At 52.7% G+C, this 17,934-nt stretch carries 17 protein-coding genes; 7 read left to right on the plus strand and 10 right to left on the minus strand.

The annotated features are described in order from the left end of the window. Positions 1 to 18: 18 nt before the first annotated feature. From J7I43_RS11435 to J7I43_RS11445, 3 genes are all read right to left on the minus strand, one after another. Positions 19 to 912: a YitT family protein gene (locus J7I43_RS11435; protein ID WP_209145806.1), complete on the minus strand. Its 894-nt coding sequence runs from the start codon at positions 910 to 912 to the stop codon at positions 19 to 21. Between the two features lie 53 nt (positions 913 to 965). Next, positions 966 to 2,105, minus strand: coding sequence for a formimidoylglutamase (locus J7I43_RS11440; protein ID WP_209145807.1), 1,140 nt, complete (start codon positions 2,103 to 2,105; stop codon positions 966 to 968). A gap of 308 nt (positions 2,106 to 2,413) precedes the next feature. Beyond that, positions 2,414 to 2,662, minus strand: a complete 249-nt coding sequence (locus tag J7I43_RS11445; RefSeq protein ID WP_209145808.1) for a hypothetical protein — start codon at positions 2,660 to 2,662, stop codon at positions 2,414 to 2,416. A gap of 360 nt (positions 2,663 to 3,022) precedes the next feature. On the opposite strand from J7I43_RS11445, the gene J7I43_RS11450 reads away from it, so the two are divergent. Beyond that, positions 3,023 to 4,123, plus strand: coding sequence for a glycosyltransferase (locus tag J7I43_RS11450; RefSeq protein ID WP_209145809.1), 1,101 nt, complete (start codon positions 3,023 to 3,025; stop codon positions 4,121 to 4,123). 92 nt (positions 4,124 to 4,215) lie between these two features. On the opposite strand, the gene J7I43_RS11455 is transcribed toward J7I43_RS11450, so the two are convergent. Then, positions 4,216 to 4,566: an arsenate reductase family protein gene (locus J7I43_RS11455; protein ID WP_209145810.1), complete on the minus strand. Its 351-nt coding sequence runs from the start codon at positions 4,564 to 4,566 to the stop codon at positions 4,216 to 4,218. Between the two features lie 43 nt (positions 4,567 to 4,609). On the opposite strand from J7I43_RS11455, the gene polA reads away from it, so the two are divergent. From polA to J7I43_RS11470, 3 genes are all read left to right on the plus strand, one after another. Beyond that, complete coding sequence (gene polA, locus J7I43_RS11460; RefSeq protein ID WP_209145811.1) at positions 4,610 to 7,441, plus strand: DNA polymerase I; 2,832 nt, start codon at positions 4,610 to 4,612, stop codon at positions 7,439 to 7,441. A 122-nt stretch (positions 7,442 to 7,563) separates the two neighbouring features. Then, positions 7,564 to 8,124 (plus strand): GNAT family N-acetyltransferase, encoded by a 561-nt coding sequence (locus J7I43_RS11465; RefSeq protein WP_209145812.1) that lies wholly within the window; start codon positions 7,564 to 7,566, stop codon positions 8,122 to 8,124. Positions 8,125 to 8,171: 47 nt separating this feature from the next. Further along, a complete protein-coding gene (locus J7I43_RS11470; protein ID WP_209145813.1) occupies positions 8,172 to 9,320 on the plus strand; it encodes a C1 family peptidase in 1,149 nt (382 codons plus the stop codon). A gap of 50 nt (positions 9,321 to 9,370) precedes the next feature. Here J7I43_RS11470 and J7I43_RS11475 read toward each other — a convergent pair whose 3' ends face one another. After that, entirely contained in the window at positions 9,371 to 9,988 is a 618-nt protein-coding gene (locus J7I43_RS11475) for an L-threonylcarbamoyladenylate synthase (protein WP_209145814.1), read from the minus strand. A 129-nt stretch (positions 9,989 to 10,117) separates the two neighbouring features. Between J7I43_RS11475 and mtgA the strand changes: the two genes are divergently transcribed. After that, the gene (gene mtgA / locus J7I43_RS11480) at positions 10,118 to 10,825 is read left to right on the plus strand and encodes a monofunctional biosynthetic peptidoglycan transglycosylase (protein ID WP_209145815.1); all 708 of its coding nucleotides are present in this window, start codon (positions 10,118 to 10,120) and stop codon (positions 10,823 to 10,825) included. Between the two features lie 46 nt (positions 10,826 to 10,871). On the opposite strand, the gene J7I43_RS11485 is transcribed toward mtgA, so the two are convergent. The 4 genes from J7I43_RS11485 to J7I43_RS11500 all read right to left on the minus strand — a co-directional run bounded on the left by J7I43_RS11485 (position 10,872) and on the right by J7I43_RS11500 (position 14,365). Next, complete coding sequence (locus J7I43_RS11485; RefSeq protein ID WP_209145816.1) at positions 10,872 to 11,387, minus strand: AAA family ATPase; 516 nt, start codon at positions 11,385 to 11,387, stop codon at positions 10,872 to 10,874. Further along, positions 11,384 to 12,007, minus strand: a complete 624-nt coding sequence (gene pnuC / locus J7I43_RS11490; protein WP_209145817.1) for a nicotinamide riboside transporter PnuC — start codon at positions 12,005 to 12,007, stop codon at positions 11,384 to 11,386. Before pnuC ends, J7I43_RS11485 begins: the two co-directional genes overlap by 4 nt. 3 nt (positions 12,008 to 12,010) lie before the next feature. After that, positions 12,011 to 13,681 carry a PNGase F N-terminal domain-containing protein gene (locus J7I43_RS11495; protein ID WP_209145818.1) on the minus strand — a complete coding sequence of 557 codons (1,671 nt, stop codon included), beginning with the start codon at positions 13,679 to 13,681 and terminating at the stop codon, positions 12,011 to 12,013. Between the two features lie 102 nt (positions 13,682 to 13,783). Then, entirely contained in the window at positions 13,784 to 14,365 is a 582-nt protein-coding gene (locus tag J7I43_RS11500) for a NifU family protein (RefSeq protein ID WP_209145819.1), read from the minus strand. A 91-nt stretch (positions 14,366 to 14,456) separates the two neighbouring features. Here J7I43_RS11500 and J7I43_RS11505 point away from each other — a divergent pair, with 91 nt between their 5' ends. Further along, positions 14,457 to 14,909: a methylglyoxal synthase gene (locus J7I43_RS11505; RefSeq protein ID WP_209145820.1), complete on the plus strand. Its 453-nt coding sequence runs from the start codon at positions 14,457 to 14,459 to the stop codon at positions 14,907 to 14,909. A 159-nt stretch (positions 14,910 to 15,068) separates the two neighbouring features. On the opposite strand, the gene J7I43_RS11510 is transcribed toward J7I43_RS11505, so the two are convergent. Further along, entirely contained in the window at positions 15,069 to 16,082 is a 1,014-nt protein-coding gene (locus J7I43_RS11510; RefSeq protein ID WP_209145821.1) for a DUF3500 domain-containing protein, read from the minus strand. A gap of 190 nt (positions 16,083 to 16,272) precedes the next feature. Between J7I43_RS11510 and J7I43_RS11515 the strand changes: the two genes are divergently transcribed. Beyond that, entirely contained in the window at positions 16,273 to 17,811 is a 1,539-nt protein-coding gene (locus tag J7I43_RS11515; RefSeq protein ID WP_209145822.1) for a glycoside hydrolase family 10 protein, read from the plus strand. Positions 17,812 to 17,934: the final 123 nt, after the last annotated feature.

The following is a 17,934-nucleotide window of genomic DNA, read 5'->3' on the forward strand; positions in this document are numbered from 1 at the left end:
CGGTCTGAATTATGTGGATTAATGAGGCGCAGCGCGGCGCTTGATCATGCCTCCGCGCGTATCGTTGATATTCGTTTGCACAATAAACGCTTTTTCATCGATTTTTTCAATCTCATCTATAATCTTGTGCACCTCGAGGCGCGTAACAACCGTATAAACGATATCAATATCATCATCCACTTCTCCCCGTTTCCCAAAACCACTTTTGCCTTTGAATACGGTGACACCTTTTTTCAGTTTCAGCGTCAGCGTTTTCCGGATCAGCTCGCTTTTCGGGGAAATGACCGTCAGTGCAATATATTCTTCAAAACCCTGTATCACGAAATCCACCGTTTTGGAGGCGGAAAGATATGTAAGCATGGCGTACAGCGCGGTTTCCACGTTGATGAGCACGGCGGCCACGCCAAATATCAGCACGTTGAAATACATGATGACCTCGCCGATGGACAGCACCGTTTTGCGGTTGATGTACAGGGCCAGCACCTCCGTACCGTCCAGCACGGCGCCGCCGCGGATAGACATGCCGATGCCCGCGCCGAGGAAAAAACCGCCGAATATCGCGATCAGCAGTTTGTCCTGCGTGATCACCGGCACTTTGATGAGGGCGAGCGCGGCTGCGAGGCCCACGATGGCAACGATGGTTTTGACAGTGAAAGTTTTCGACAGCTGCCGGTACGCCAGCAAAATGAACGGCGTGTTGATCACGACGATCAGCACGGAAATAGACCAGCCGGACAGGCGGTTGGCGAGCAGCGAAATACCGGTCACTCCGCCGTCGAGGAAACCGTTGGGGAGCAAAAACGCTTTGAGGCCCAACGCGGCCAATAGTACACCGATGCCGATCAGGACGGCGTCCTGGGCATTCTGGATAATGTTCAGCCGCGCTAACCGGGCTCTGCGGGATCGACTCAAAGGAAAGAAATGATTTTCAGTTCCAAATTACGAAAAGCAAACGTTAAAAAACCCTACAACCGTTCCTGGTTGCGGAGCCAGCGCTCGGGGATCTCGTTGTTGCTGGCCAGCAGGTAATCGGTATACGCGCAGGGCACGAAATTTTTATCGGGCAGCTGCATCCACCAGCGGCCGGTTTTTTTGCTTTTGAGGAAGATGGTGTCGATATCAGTGAAGGCTATATGAAATTCGAGGAAAGATTCTCTTTCGGCGAGCTGCGCTTCCTTGTTCTTTACCGAACGGCCGTCCATAAAATACCAGAGCATCTGGGAAATTTGTTTGGCGGTAAGCTGGTCGCGGTCTTTTTCGGGAAGGTAGCCGTAAATGCCGTAGGTGCTCAGCTGCGAGCTCATGCCGGCGTAACGGGAAAGGGCGCAGGCTTCTTCGCCGCTGAAACCGTTGGGGGAAAGGGAATTGGCCGGCGCGTCCGTATGTTTGATCATACTGATATCTACGCTGAACAGGTCCGTATTGCGCAGCACCGGTTCGATCTCTTCGAGGTTTTCGCGCACTTTGCCGAGGCGGTAACAGTCGAAGCGGAGCTTGTCCAGCGTTTCGAGCATGCGCGGCTGCACGAAGTAGCTCTGGAAGCCGATGTGGTTGTAATGGCGGAGATAGTTAGGCTGTTCCATGAACATTTCCAGCAGGAAACGTTTGCTGCGCAGCGGCGACGTTTCGTGGAGGTCCATCAGCGCATCGGCAACCGTGGCTTCGATGATATATTTTTTGCTGGCGTAGGCCTGGTATTGCGCGTAGGTGAGGTCGTGCGATCCGCCGAGGATGATCACGGTTTTGCCGGCGTCGATCAGTTCGGTCACGACGGTTTTCAAAGCGGCATAAGTATCGGCGAGGGTGCGGCCGGTGAGGACGTTGCCGGCGTCTGCGAGGCGAACGTCTTTATGCCAGTGATAAAGCTGGTAAAACTCGCGGCGGATAACATCCGGGGCGGAGTGGCCATTGTTGGGCGTGCCGTTGCCGCGTTCTTCGCCGGCGCCGAGGAGGATAATATCCGCGCTGTCGAGGTCGGGCGTATGGTCTTCGTCGTACAGGTCGATCAGGCTACCGATCTGCAGATCGTCATACGGTTCATCATCATTCAATCGGGCTTTGGACACCGGAGCAAGGTAATCCTGCAAGTGTGGAAAGTCTATCATCACAACGGATATTATTTGCCCGCAAACCTACAACAAGAATTTTGAAATTCATGCGAGGGCCTTGTTGTTCATTATAAAATGAACAGCGGTGGTATCAGGGAGGATGGTTTGGGTGAAGATGGCCCGTTGGCTTTGGCGTCCGGGCTTTCCGCTGTGCGTGGCGCATCAGCTCAATAACGTGTGGATAGTTACCAGAAACAGTTTGCGGCGATTTGCGGCGATGGTCTGTTCTTTTGATCAACCTGAAAAAATGCGCAGTAAGATCGTGGCAGGTCTGATGCTACCGGATACGTACGCTGGTTGCTGGTTTAATTTTTGTGGACGATGAACTCAAATGCTTTCGGTTCCTTACGGAAGAAGGCGCGCTCCAGGATACGGCGTTTACTGCTCACACGATGTTTGTTGCAATCCGCAACTTCCGTGGCAGCGGCCAGGTAATCCATGGTTTCAACAACGCTCAGCATATCGCTGATCTGTTTAACCTCGTGCTGGATCTCCTGCTCGTTGTAGCGGTCTTCATGTAACAAAATGAGTAAATCCCTCTCTACAGGCTTCATGCTGATTACGTTTGATTGTTTTTCTCTTATTGTTGACATCAAATTTTTCAATAACGCGGTCCATTTCCTGCAATACAGGTAATCAAGGAATGGAGAGGTATAGCGATTAAATTATCCGATTAGTGTTTCATCCGCCCCGTTGGATTGGGAGGGCATCCGCAATCGTTTTTCTTCAGCACACTGCAACCTGACCACGCTAAACTTCCCATTACTAAGAAAACTAAAATCCATGTATACTTTTTCATACTTCTGTATATAGTTCGCCCCTTTTATTTGCTAGTCAGTCTCCGTGGGTGTTTACCTTTTCTTAACAATGATCATTTCTAAATTAAGCTATTTTCGCAAAAAAATTTTATTTATTTGTCCACAAGCTTCCCGGCCAGAAAAAAAGTGCTGATCGTTCCGCTCGATTGGGGCCTTGGCCACGCCACGCGCGACATTCCGCTGATTCACGAACTACTAAACGCTGGTTGTGAGGTAGTTATTGCCGCGGAGGGCAAACATGCCGCCCTGCTCTCCCGGGAATTCCCGGAGCTTACCATTCTTCCTCTTCCCGGATACCACATCACCTACTCGCAAAAAGGCCTCTTTTTCGGGCTGAAGATCCTCCAGCAGGTACCCAAAATATGGAAAGCCGTGCAGTATGAACAGGCCTGGCTCCGCAAAACCGCGGCTGAGCACAATATCAGCGCTGTGATTTCAGACAACCGTTTCGGTCTCTACCATTCATCCATCCCCACCGTGTTCATTTCCCACCAGCTGCTCATCAAAACGCCCTTCGGCGGCCTTACCGAGCGCCTGCTGCAAAAAATGAACTACCGCTTCATCAACCGTTATTCCGCCTGCTGGATACCTGATTTCGCCGGCGAGCCCAACCTCAGCGGCGAGCTCGCTCATCCTTCCAGCCTGCCTGACAATACCTCGTATCTCGGCTGCCTCAGCCGCTTTGAGCCGAAAGACGGCGTGGAAAAAAAATATGACCTCCTCGCCCTCATTTCCGGCCCCGAACCACAACGCACCAATCTCGAAGAACTGCTGCTGGCGCAGATCAAACAAATGCCCGGCCTCAAAGTGCTGATCGTGAGCGGCCGGCCCGACGAGGCCTCCGAAAAAGAGATCATCCCCGGCGTTACGCAGGTGAGCCACCTCGACGCCAAAGCGCTGAACGAAGCCATGCTGGCGGCAGATATGGTGCTCAGCCGCTCCGGTTACACCACCCTCATGGACCTTGCCAAACTAGATAAGAAAGCCATTCTCATTCCCACGCCCGGCCAGTCTGAACAGGAATACCTCGGCAAATACCTGATGCAAAAAGGTTATTTCTACAGCGTGCCGCAGTTGCGGTTCAACCTGCGGGAAGCGCTGAACGCCACCCGCACGTTCCCGTTCACGCCGTTCCGGCAAGGGCAGAACATGGATGCCTATAAAAAAGTAGTGCGGGATTTTGTAAAAACGCTTTAATTTTTTTCTTTCCGCCATAAAAAACCCGTTCCAGGTCGCCCTGGAACGGGTTACGTTTTTTTATCATTTACGAACCATTAACGAAAACCCGCTCAGAGCGCGTTTTTCAGCGCTTCCACCGTCTTTTTGTCGTTGCCAATGAAGATCTGTTTGCCGATGATGGCCACCGGCCGTTTCAGGAACGTGTATTCTTCGAGGATAAGATCGCGGTAATCTTTTTCGGTCAACTCTTTGCCGGCCAGGCCGCGTGCTTTGTACTGCAGCGAACGGCGGCTGAACAGCGCTTCGTAGCTGCCCGCCATTTTTTTCATTTCGTCCAGCTGCGCGGGCGTTATTTTTTCCGTTTTGATGTCTTGCAGCGTTGCGCCTTTTTCCACGGCCTCCACTTCTTTGAGTATCTTCCTGCAGGTGTCGCAGGTAGCCAGGTGATAAATCTTATTCATCCGGTAAAATTATGAATTATGGGTAATTCATTACTTTTACCGCATGCACAAGAAACTCTTTTTATTAGATGCCCTGGCGCTCATTTATCGCGCTTATTATGCATTGATTCGCAACCCGAGGCTCACCAGCAAAGGCAAAAATACCAACGCGCAGTTCGGTTTTACCTCCACCCTGCTGGACCTTCTCAATAAAGAAAAGCCCACGCACATCGCCGTGGCATTTGATACGCACGCCCCTACCGAAAGGCATACGGACTTCGCCGATTACAAAGCCAACCGCGAAGACGCGCCCGAAGATCTGCTGGCCGCCCTGCCGGACATCAAACGCATCATCGAAGGATTTAATATTCCCGTGCTGGAAGTGGACGGTTACGAGGCGGACGATATAATCGGCACCGTAGCCTGGCAGGCCGCCGCGCAGGGTTATTCCGTATACATGGTTACGCCAGACAAAGATTACGGCCAGCTGGTGAAAGAAAACGTGTTCATCTGGAAACCGCCGGCCCTTGGCAATAAAGAAGAGATCATGGGGCCGAAGGAAGTGTGCGAGCGCTGGCAGATCAAAAATGTAGACCAGGTGGTCGACATCCTGGGCCTAATGGGCGACGCGGTAGACAACATTCCCGGCATTCCCGGCGTTGGCGAAAAAACGGCTATGAAACTGCTGGCCGAATGGGGCACGCTCGAAAACGTGATCGCCAATGCGGACAAGATCAGCGGTAAAATGGGCGAAAAGATCCGCGCTGGCGCTGAAAGCGCGCTGCTTTCGAAAAAACTCGCCACCATCATCACCAACGTTCCCGTTGAATTTCATGAAGAAGATTTCTGCTGCACCGAAGTGAACAAAGAAAAACTCAGCGAAATTTTCACCGAACTGGAATTTAAAACCCTCGGCAAACGCATACTGGGAGACACTTTCAACGCCATCGGCGGCGAAACCTCCGGGAAGCCCGTGCAGCAAGACCTCTTCGGTCAGCCCGTGGAAACGCCCGCAGCGGCCGACAATCTCGTGCAGCAGGCGGAAGCCATCGAAACCGTAGGGCTGGTGGCGGACAAAAACATCGACAATACGCCGCATACCTATCACCTCGCCGATACGCCGGAAAAACACGCCGAGCTGATAGCCACATTAATGAAAGAGCCCGCCATCAGCTTCGATACCGAAACCACCGGCACAGACGCCAACGCGGTGGAGATCGTGGGCATGAGCTTTTCCATCAAACCCGGCGAAGGCTGGTACATTCCCCTGCCGGCAGACCAGGCGGCCGCAAAAGCCATCCTGGAAACATTCCGCCCGCTGTTTGAACGGGAAGACGCGCTGTTTATCGGTCAGAACGCCAAATACGATATGATCGTGCTGAAATGGTACGGCATCGAAGTGAAAGGCAAACTGTTCGACACCATGCTCGCGCATTACCTCATCGAGCCGGAAGGTCGCCGCAGCATGGACCTGCTGAGCGCCCAATACCTGCAATACGCGCCGGTTTCCATCGAAACGCTGATCGGCAAAAAAGGCAAAGGCCAGGGCACCATGCGCGATGTGGAAATCGAAAAGATCAAGGAATATGCTGCGGAAGATGCGGACATCACGCTGCAGCTGAAATCCAAATTCGAGCCTTTGCTGAAAGAACGGACGGTGGAAAATGTGTTTTACGATATTGAGAGTCCGCTCGTGAAAGTGCTCACCGATATGGAATACGAAGGCATCGCCGTAGACCGGCAGGCGCTTTCGGACTATTCCCGCGAACTGGAATCGGAGATCAAAAAAGCGGAGGAAAGCGTGTATCAGCAGGCCGGCGTGCGGTTCAACCTCGCTTCGCCCAAACAGCTCGGCGAAGTGCTGTTCGAAAAACTCCAGCTGGACCCGAAAGCTAAAAAAACCCGCACCGGGCAATATGCAACGGGTGAAGACGTGCTCGCCAAACTCGCCAGCAAACATCCCATCGTGGAAAACATCCTCGTGTTCCGCGAAATGAGCAAACTCAAATCCACCTACGTGGATGCGTTGCCGCTGATGATCAACACGCGCACCAACCGCGTGCACACCTCGTACAACCAGGCCGTGGCCGTTACCGGCCGTCTCAGCTCCAACAATCCGAACCTTCAGAATATTCCCATCCGTACGGAAAGGGGCCGCGAAGTGCGCAAAGCCTTCGTGCCGCGCAGCGAAGAATTTACGCTGCTTTCCGCGGACTATTCCCAGATCGAGCTGCGCATCATCGCCGCTATTTCCGAAGATGCCAACATGCTGGAAGCGTTCCGCAGCAACCAGGACATTCACACTGCCACCGCGGCAAAGGTCTACGGAGTTGACCTTTCTGAGGTGACCTCGGATATGCGCCGCAACGCGAAAAGCGTAAACTTCGGCATTATCTACGGCCAGAGCGCGTTTGGCCTCAGCGAAAACCTGGGCATCCCGCGCAGCGAGGCAAAAAGCCTGATCGATAATTATTTTGCGCAGTACCCTTCCATCAAAAGTTACATGGAAAACCAGGTGAGCTTCGCCAAACAGTCCGGCTACGTGCAAACCCTGATGGGGCGTAAACGCTGGCTGAAAGACATCAATTCTTCCAACGCCGTGGTGCGTGGTTTTGCGGAGCGGAACGCCATCAACATGCCCATCCAGGGAACGGCGGCGGACCTGATCAAACTCGCCATGATAGCGCTTCACAAGACTTTCAAACAACATAATTTCCGCTCGCGCATGATTCTCCAGGTGCATGACGAGTTGGTGTTCGACGCGCACCTGGACGAGGTGGAAACCATCAAACCCCTGATCATCGAAGGCATGCGCAACGCCATGCCGAAGCTGGCCGAAAAACTGCCCATCGAAGCGGAGATCGGCACTGGTAAAAACTGGCTGGAAGCACATTGATCTCACTTGAAATAATGGCAGGGGACATCGTTAGTACCCCTGCCAATATGCCCCCAAAAAACTGTCAATTCTTTCCTGGCATACCCCTTGCATTTCCGGAAATCGTTTACTAGTTTTCGTATATGATCCAAACCACGAGGTTACAATTGTTGCCCTGCACGTTAAAATATTTCGAAGCGGTTTTGCATGGGAATGAAGCATTAGCGCAATTACTGGGGGCAGATGTGCCTGAAGACTGGACGGAATTTCCTGAGATGGTGCTGGTAGCGTATGATAAAATGCGCAATGATCCGACTTTGTTGGGATGGTTCTTTTACCTGGCCGTTCACCGGGCAGACAACCGGTTGATCGGTACCGCCAGTTTTAAAGGACGGCCGGATGCCAACGGCGCGGTAGAGATCGGTTATGAAGTTTCTTCCGCATACCGGGAACAGGGTTATGCCACCGAAATTGCACAAACGCTTATCCGTTTTGCCTTCAGCCATCCGCAGGTAACGAAGGTGATCGCCCATACGCTCGAAGAATATAACGCTGCGGTGAAAGTGCTGCAAAAAGCAGGCATGCATTTCGCCGGCACGGTGAATAGCACCGATGCGGACGAGCTGTGGCGCTGGGAGATCGCGCGCGAACAATACGAAACCAGTAACGATAATACCGCTCATCAATCCGCCGGAGGCCAGTAAACACCCGCTTCTTACATTTGCTTTTCTAAACCAACTAAAGCAAGCGCATGAAGAAATTGTTGATGAGCGCAGCAGTATTATGGAGCATTACTGCCGCAGCGCAAACCACCCTTCCGCAAACCAACCGGGAAGGCAGCCAATACCAGTTCACCGTTCTGAAAAATATCGACGCCTATGCCGTGCAGAACCAGGGCCACACCGGCACCTGCTGGTCTTTCTCCGGACTTTCATTTTTTGAATCAGAGCTGCTCCGCAACGGGAAAGGCAATAATCTTAATCTCAGCGAAATGTTCGTGGTACGTAAGATGTACCCGCTCAAAGCCGCCAACTACGTGCGTATGCACGGCAAAGCCAATTTCGGCGAAGGCGGCGGCTTCCCGGACGACCTGCTGTGCCTCCGCAAATACGGCCTCGTACCGCAGGACGTGTACGACGGCAACCGTGAGAAAACTTATAACCACTCCGAAATGCTCGGCCTCCTGGAACCGATGCTGAAAAAGATCGGCGAGGCGCAAACCATAAATCCCAGCTGGCAAAAAGCCCTGGACGGCGTGCTGGACGCATATATCGGCGCTACACCCGAAAACTTCCAGTACAACGGCAAAGCTTACACCCCGCAGTCTTTCGCCAAAGAGCTCGGCCTGAATGCAGATGATTACGTGATCGTTTCTTCCTTCACCCACCACCCTTTTTATCAGCAGTTCGTGCTCGAAGTACCGGATAACTGGAACTGGGAAAAAGTATACAACGTGCCGCTGAACGAATTCACCAACATCGCGGAGCAGGCCGTCATGAACGGCTACACCATTGCGTGGGCGGCAGACGTGAGCGAAAAAGGATTTTCTTTTAAAGACGGCCTCGCTATCGTTCCTGAAAAAGACTGGGCGGACATTTCGCCGAAAGAACGCGAAACGCTGTTCACCCAGCCCGCGAAAGAAAAAACCATCACGCAGGAAAACCGGCAGCTGGCTTTCGACAACTACGAAACGCAGGACGATCATGGCATGCACATCACCGGCCTGGCAAAAGACCAGCAGGGCAATAAGTTCTTTATCGTGAAAAATTCATGGGGAACCGCCAATTCCTGCGGCGGTTACTTCTATGCTTCCGTTCCGTATTTCGCCTACAAAACCACCTGTTACATGGTGAACAAAAAAGCGATCCCGGCAGCGCTGGCGAAGAAAATGGGGATCTGATCCTCCGGAGAAGAAATTTTGAAAGTCCCGGCGCAGTGCCGGGATTTTTTTTATGCGATGGCTTCCCAGCTGCCCGCGCCTTCCCTGATCAGTTCGGGCTCGGGGCCGGTGCAGTCTATTACCGTGGAAAACACCATTCCGCCGGGGCCGCCGTCTACCACGATATCTACCAGGTTGCCAAATTTGTCGTGAATGATCTCCGGGTCGGTGTATTCTTCCACGTATTCGTCTACCGGCAATGAAGTGCTCATGATCGGGTTGCCCAGTTCTTTCACGAGCGTGCGGCAAATAAGATTATCGGGCACGCGGATGCCCACGGTATCGCGTTTGGTCTTGAGCATTTTCGGCACCTGCCTGCTGGCGGGCAAAATGAAAGTGTATGGCCCGGGAAGGGCTTTTTTCAGAAGGCGGAACAGCGGTGTGTCCACGCTTTTGGTGTAATCGGTGAGATGGCTGAGGTCGTAGCAGATAAAAGAAAAATGCGATTTTTTCGGATCGATGCCTTTGATGCGCGCGATCTTTTCCACGGCTTCGTGTTTGAAGATGTCGCAGCCCATGCCGTACACGGTGTCTGTCGGGTAAATCACCACGCCGCCGTCGCGCAGGCATTCGATGATGATCTTCAGATTTCTTGGGTTCGGATTTTGCGGATGCAGTTCTAGTCTCATGAGCCTTGGTTTGTATTATAATAACAAATTACTGCGTTGTTATGTTGCCGGTGGAAATTACGCATTCGCGCGCAAAGATAAAATCCAATAATCTTGTTAACTTTCCGCCCGGTTACAGAAAACTACCCGATGAAATTAAAAGGTATCGTCCCCAGAACCTGGCGGCTGTTTAAAAAAATCTTCCTCATACTGTTCGTTGCGCAACTGTTGTACATTATCCTGCTACGCTGGGTGAACCCGCCCGTTACCGTTACCATGATCAGCAGCTGGTTCAGCCTTTGGGGTACCGATAAAAGTTTCAAAAGGGATTATGTGAACCTCGAAGAAATGAGCCAGCATGTAAAACTGGCGGTTATCGCGAGCGAAGACCAGCTGTTTCCCGACCACGACGGGTTTGATTTCAAATCTATCGAAAAGGCGATGAAACACAACCAGAAAAGCAAAAAGATCCGCGGGGCCAGCACGATCAGCCAGCAGGTGGCGAAAAACGTGTTTCTCTGGCAGGGCCGCAGTTATATCCGGAAAGGGCTGGAAGTATATTTCACTTTTATGATCGAAAAAATCTGGGGGAAAAAACGAATTCTTGAAATGTACCTGAACGTGGCGGAAATGGGGGAAGGCGTATTTGGCGTGGAAGCCGCTGCACAGGCGAACTATCATAAACCCGCATCGAACCTCAACCGGGAAGAATCCGCCATGATCGCGGCCTGCCTGCCCAACCCGGTAAAATATACCGTAAACCCACCGGCACGCATTACGGCCGCGCGCCAGCGGAAAATACTGGTGCAGATGCGCAACCTCGCGCCTGATCCGGATGTGGCGGCTTTAGTTGAATGATCCTTCTTCCGTGTTTTGTAATTTTTCGATCGTGTCCCTGTAAAAGCTAGCGTATCTGGTTTGCAGCTTCCACCGCAATTTCCAACCGCTGTTCATAATCCCCGCGAACGTCCGCCCAGGGAATGCCGGAGTTGATCACAAGGTCGCGGTAAATGTTGTAAAAATATTCCCTTTCAGACGGCAGCGGATGTTCGCGCAGCGGGTCATCCGTCCAGGGGATGTCGATATAGGTGAGCAGGTAAAGATCGTATTTCCGCTCCGCGATCATTTGCAGGATGCGGGCATCGCATTCGCCGTATTTCGCTTCGCTCCACACTTTGATCACGTACAGGTCGGTATCGCAAACGATGAGCTCCTTTGCGCGGGAAGCGGTTTCGTCTTCCGATTGCAGCTGCCCTTTCGCGATCTGGAGCAGGTCGTGCTGTTCATACGGCCTGCCGAGACTTTCGAGGTATTCACGCGCGTATTCCCGCACCCATTCGGTTTTGAAATGCGCGGCGAGCTGTTCGCTCAGTGTGCTTTTGCCGGTAGATTCCGGACCTATGACTACGATCCGCTTCACGCTTTATTTTCGTTTAGCTGTTGACGGTAGAGCTTTTTCCAGTGGAAATAACCGTTCACCGCAACAATAAAAAGGAATATCGTTAAAAGCGCCGTCAGCGCATAATGTTTGTAAAATAACAGCGGCACGGCCACGAAGTTGGAAATGTTGAGCAATATCCAGTTTTCAATTTTTCTTTTGGCCAGCAGCCACATGCCGCTCCATGCGGCGGCAGACACGAACGCGTCCATCACCGGCACGTCAGAATCAGAAAACTGGCTCAGCAGCAGGTAAATTATTCCCCACCCGATAACCACAATGCCCACCGCAATGCCAAGCTCACGGCGGGTTACCGGCGATATGCCCAGGTGGTCGCCGGCGGCGTTCCTCGCTCGGCTCCAGTTGTACCATCCATAAACGCTCATGATAAAATAATATACGTTCAGCCCGGATTCCGCGTACAATTTCCCCTGCGCCATCACGTAAATGTAAATGCCGGTGCTGACGATCCCCGTCGGGTACACCCACACGCTGTTCTGCCGCGAGCACAAAACGCTGATCACGCCGAAGAGCACCGCGATGCCTTCGAGCCACGTCATCTGCTGAAATCCTTTGATTATTTCCTGGTAGATCTGTTCCATATGTTATTCCTTATCGCCGATCAGCACGCCCGAAACGTTCCAGAAACTGAAGCTGCCGCCCTCCGGCTTGCCCAGTGGAATGGCCACCTGCAGCGTATGTTTACCCGGCGTAAGCTCCGGCAGCGGAATGTCTACCGGCAGCGTAAGCGTGCCGGGGCACCAGTTGCTCCTGCTCAGGTCCGACGAAGAAAGCCCGTTGCCGAAGTTGCCCGACGCGGGATTGAGCAAACGGTATGTCGCACAGTCTTCCCGCCATGGGAAAAAATGATATGTTCTTTTACCGTCCGCGAATATTTCGTTGAGTTTGGGATTAAATTCATCGCCGCCGCCCCAGCCGCCGTGGCCGGTGGTGATGTAACGCAGCTTCAGGTTTTTAACGCCCTGCGGAACGTCTACCGTTACGGTCAGCGAATCCAGGTCGAACAGCGTGGCGTATTCCTGGCCGGCCATTTCCATGAGATTAGTGGAATTAAAAACGGGCATCACCCATTTTTTGTTTTCCGTTGCGGCTTCGTCGCCATTGTAACCGGGGTAATATTTGAAGCTGAGACTGGCTGTATGGCCGCCTTTGTCGTAGTTGCCGATGTACACGCCGATCCATACTTCGCCCTGCAGTCGCGGCGAAAGATCGGTGATGTCTTGTTTATACACGGCGGAATCCGCCCAGTCGTAACCTTTGATGCGGGCCTGTGCGTTGAAATGCCTTACGCCGAAGGGCGTGAAAAAGCGCATCAGTTCGAGCGGCGCCACGTAGTTGTCCGTCGTAATGTAACCCTGGTATTTTTTCCCGTTGCGGCCGGTGAAGACGGGCAGCACGGACGCGTTTTGCCGCAGGCCGTTGAGGAAGGAAATTTCTTTGTCTGTGGGGATCATAAAAACAGAGCCGGTGCGGTCGTAGGCGTCGCCGTTGGAATATTGCACGAGCTCGGCGAACAGGCGCTGGCCGGGCTTTACGGCCGGCAGTTTTACTTTTTTGAGGATCACCGTGCCGCCCGCGAATTTGTAAGTGGCGTTCAGCGTTTCGCCGTCGGGGTTTTTAATGTCATTGCCCCAGCTGATCTGTTCCCGTTCGAAAACAGGCAGCGTTACATAACGGCTTTCGATCACCTGGCGCTGGTAGGCAGGTTCGTCTACGATCTTTCCTTTATTGGCGGGCCATTTCAGCTCGTCCGCCGTTATGGTTCTATATTCGATCTTTTTGGCGTAGGTTTCCGAGTTGCCGTTACGGATGGTTTTGAGCACGAGGCCCAGGCCCGGCGCAATGGAAATGGACGGCGTGCCTTTTATTTTGAGATCGTTGGTGTACCAGATCTCGATGGTGTTGGAGCGGATGATCGCTTTGGCTTTTTTGCAGGGAATGCCGGCAATGGTGTCTATACCGGGGATCAGTTCCGGTTTGATGTATTCGGAAAAGGGTTTCTTCAGCGTAAACACTTCCCCTTTGCTGTCGAGCACCTGGTAGCTGGCTTTTTCGCCGTAATGAAGGAATTGCTGTTCGGTTTGCCTGCCCATGGGGGCCAGCCTCACCTGGTTGCCTTTGATGTACAGCTGCTGTTCCCCGCGGGATTCTTTCCCGTTGTTTTTGAAGCCGTAGGTAATTACCGCTTCAGACTGCTGCGCAAACAAAGACGCACTGGTCATTACCAATGCGCATCCCAATAAAATCCCTCTCATAAACATTTTTTGATGATTGCAGGCTGTAAAGCTAAGGATCAAAAACGAAAAAGCGCAGCCTGAGGCTGCGCTTTCTAACACTATCATTCACTCAACTATGGCTTATTCTGCTTCGGCCACTACCTCTTTTACTTCCGGGATCATGCGTTTCATCATGCCTTCGATGCCGGCTTTGAGCGTGATCATGGAAGAGGGGCAGCCTGAACATGAGCCCTGCAGCATAACGGTCACCACGCCTTCGTGGTAATCTTTGAACTGGATGGCGCCGCCGTCCATTTCCACTGCGGGTTTCACGTAGTTTTCGAGTAATTCCTTGATCCTTTGTACAACGTCGCTTTCGTCGCCGCTGAACACGGGAGTGGTCACAATTTCTTCTTCGTTGATAACTGCGCGGTTGTCTTCCAGGTATTCCTTGAGGAATTGTTTGATGGTGGGGATCACGTCCGCCCAGTCTGTATCGTTGGTTTTAGTAAGCGTTACAAAGTTGCTGCAGATAAATACGCCCCTGATGAAGGGGAAAGTAAACAGTTCTGCGGCCAGGGGAGACGGGGTGGTGCTGGCAGCATCGGGGAAATCGATAGATTTATTCGGATACAGGAGCTTGTTCACCACAAACTTCATCGTTTCCGGGTTCGGCGTCATTTCCGTATAGATACTGATAATGGGATTTCCTGTTTTAATCATTATATACAATTTTCTCCTGCAAAATTAACAAAAAATGGCGAGATCGGCCGGTTAATCTTGCAGTGTTGGGAAAGGCGTCTATTTTTGCACCATGGTACACACTAAATCCCTTCATGCCCGCAAAAGGATTGCGCTGATCGCTCACGATCATAAAAAAGCGGAATTGCTGGAGTGGGCGATTTACAACAAAACGGTGCTCACCCGGCATGAGCTGTATGCCACGGGCACTACGGGCAAACTGCTGGAGGAATCGCTGGACGTTTCCGTGCGGAAACTGCTGAGCGGCCCGCTGGGCGGCGACCAGCAGATCGGCGCCGCGGTTGCGGAAGGGCGTATTGATGTGATCATCTTTTTCTGGGACCCGATGGAGGCCCTGCCCCACGACCCGGACATCAAAGCCCTGCTGCGGCTGGGTGTGGTCTGGAACATCCCCATGGCCAGCAACCGGGCTTCAGCCGATTTCCTGATGACCTCGCCGCTGATGCACCAGGAGTACACCGTGATACTACCGGATTACAGCCAATACCTTGGCCGCAAGGTATAACCGGCGTGCATTTTCTGTCAATAATTCCACATACGGCCTGTGAAAATACGGCTGCGGAAAAAGACCTCCGCCGGCCTGGAATCGTTTTTTCTTGTATTATTTTAGGATAGATATAGAATAGGTATAGGAGAAGCGAAATAGAACAATGGTAAAATACCATCAGTTTTTAGCGCTGTGTGCGCTTTCATAATGTTCTTTCAGCAAATCTTCCCCAAAATCGTTCTTTAAATCGCGGAAGGTAGTATGCACATGGTTGCCGTTGTTCTGTGTATTGTCGTATTCGATAATAAACGATGGCCCCTGGATGCGGTAATAATGACCGGTTCCCCAACTGTTGCCGCCCGCCCAGGCGAAATGCACGTTTTCCCAGCCTCCGTCCGCAATTTCTTTCCAGAGGATGTCCGCCATCAGTTTGGTGTAACGGTCTACATACACCGCCACCAGCATTTTCAACTGCTTTTGCTGCGCCGCGCTGAATTGGGGGAAACCGAGGCCGGGAGGTTCCTGCAGCCATGCTTTTCTTTTATTGCCGGTGATGATGTCTGCCGGGGCTTTTTCAGCCACCACGGCCTCTTTCCGCTGCTGTTCGTTCAGCCCGCGGAGCAATTCGAACGCCATCGCCGTTTCTTCCTTCAATATTTGCTGCCCTTTTTTCGGCCCATCCGGCACAATGCCGGGGTTGGAACCGAGGAACATCGGGCTGCCGGTCATCCACTTGTTTTCCACGGCGGTAAAGTTAAGCGACAAATGATGCCCTTCCACCCGCCAGCCCCAGGGTTTTCCCGCCACGGGCTCGCCGAATACGGAGAAATAATACTTGCCCGGGTCGCGGTAATCGTCGTTTTCGCCACGGCCTTCCAGCGCCCGCAGCACGTATTCCATTTGCACGATGGCCGTGGCTTTGGCGTAACCGCCGTTGCTCATGCAGCGTTTGAGCAGGGCATAAGCGGCCGAGCGCTGGGCCTCGTTCATTTCCTTCAGCGGCAGGCCTTTGCGGGCGCGGGGCACAAAGTGCCAGTTGAAACGTTCGGCATCGTCCCAGGAAAATAATGTTTTGGAACGCTGCGCGGTGTCGAGCGAGCGAAGGAACTGCTGCGCGGTTTTTTCGGCGGTTTGCGCCGGGGCCTCGCAACAAAGGGCGGCGAAGACGATCGTGAGGAAAAATCTGTGCATATCCGTGGAATCTGTTCCGTTAAAGTACAAATCTTTTACGGTGGTTTTATTCGTTACTCCATGTGCGGTTTGTTCCCGGGAAAATTTGTTTTGCAACTGGCCTTACTTTTGAACATAAGCTGTTCATCCCATTGGGGATTTCGCTTTGGAATTCTATTTTCGCAGTTTACGGTTTTTAAAGTATCAGGAAATGGTGAAGTACTTACTGGCAGGATTACTCTTTTTCAGCCTCGTTCAGCAGTCGTACGCACAGCTGCCGCCCAAGCGGGAACTGCGCGCCGTGTGGGTCGCGACGATCGAAAACATAGACTGGCCTTCGCGCAAAGGGCTTAGCCCGGATGAACAGCGGCGGGAATTTATCGCCCTGCTGGACCAGCATCAGCGCAATGGCATGAACGCGGTCGTGTTCCAGGTAAGGCCTGCGGCCGATGCTTTTTACCCGTCGCCATACGAGCCCTGGAGCGAATACCTCACGGGCAAACAGGGCCAGCCGCCCATTCCGTACTACGATCCGCTGGAATTCATGATCACGGAAACGCATAAACGGGGCATGGAATTTCACGCCTGGTTCAACCCCTACCGCGCCGTGGCCAACACCCGCTCCAGCAGCGTAGCCGCCAATCACATCACCCGCACGCGGCCGCAGTGGTTCGTTACCTACGGCACTATAAAATATTTCGACCCGGGCATTCCCGAAGTGCGCAGCTTTCTTACGGACGTGATCCGCGATGTAGTGAAACGCTACGACATCGACGCCGTTCATTTCGACGATTATTTTTACCCGTACCGCATTCCAGGCCGCAATTTCCCCGATAACAATTCTTACCGGCTCTACGGCAATGGCCGTTACCTCGACGAATGGCGCCGTTTTAACGTAGACACCATTATCCAGATGCTGAGCACCGCCATTAAAGCGGAGAAACCCTGGGTGAAATTCGGGATCAGCCCCTTCGGCGTTTGGCGCAACCGCGACCAGGACCCGGATGGCTCGGCCACCCGCGCGGGCGTTACCAATTACGACGATCTTTATGCGGACGTTACCAAATGGCAGCGCCTGGGCTGGATCGATTACCTGACCCCTCAGCTTTACTGGGAGTTCGGCCACCGGCTGGCGCCTTACGAAACGTTGGTAACCTGGTGGTCGGCGCACGCATACGGCCGCCACATCTACATCGGCCACGCGCCTTACCGCATCGGCAGTACGGCCGGCTGGAAAGACCCGCGGGAAATGGGCCGCCAGATCACCGCAGCCCGTTCGCTGGCCAATGTGCAGGGCAGCGTGTTTTTCAGTTCCAAATCTTTCAACGGCAACCCGCTGGGGTTTGAAGACACTTTGCGGAACAACCTGTACCATTACCCGGCTTTGCGGCCCACCATGCCATGGATAGACAACTCCGCCCCCGCCGCCCCTTATTTCATCGACGCTTTCGAAAAGCCCGAAGGGCTTGAAGTTCGTTGGGCAGACAATGATACTTCCCACGAAACCAAACAATACGTGCTGTACCGTTTTAAGGAGGGGGAAGTGGTCAATGTGAACGACCCGACGAAGATCATCGCCATAGTTCCGCAGATGCCGGACCCGGTGCATATGGACAGAACATACATTAAAGGACAGGCATATATTTATCTCGTTACTTCACTTGACCGTATGCAAAACGAAAGCATGATCAGCGATCCGTTGCGGGTAGAAATCGTGAATGGCAGGACCCGGTTCGAGTTCGAGCCCTGAGCCTGAGAGTTTTACACAATTTATTACCACGGCCGGGAATTGCTCCCGGCTTTTTTCGTCCCGAGGGGGCTTCGGGCGGGGTTCAATTTTTGTTTTTTTCAAATGAAAGAACGGCCATTTTTA

The organism is Chitinophaga chungangae, assembly GCF_017742215.1.
GTDB lineage: Bacteria > Bacteroidota > Bacteroidia > Chitinophagales > Chitinophagaceae > Chitinophaga > Chitinophaga chungangae.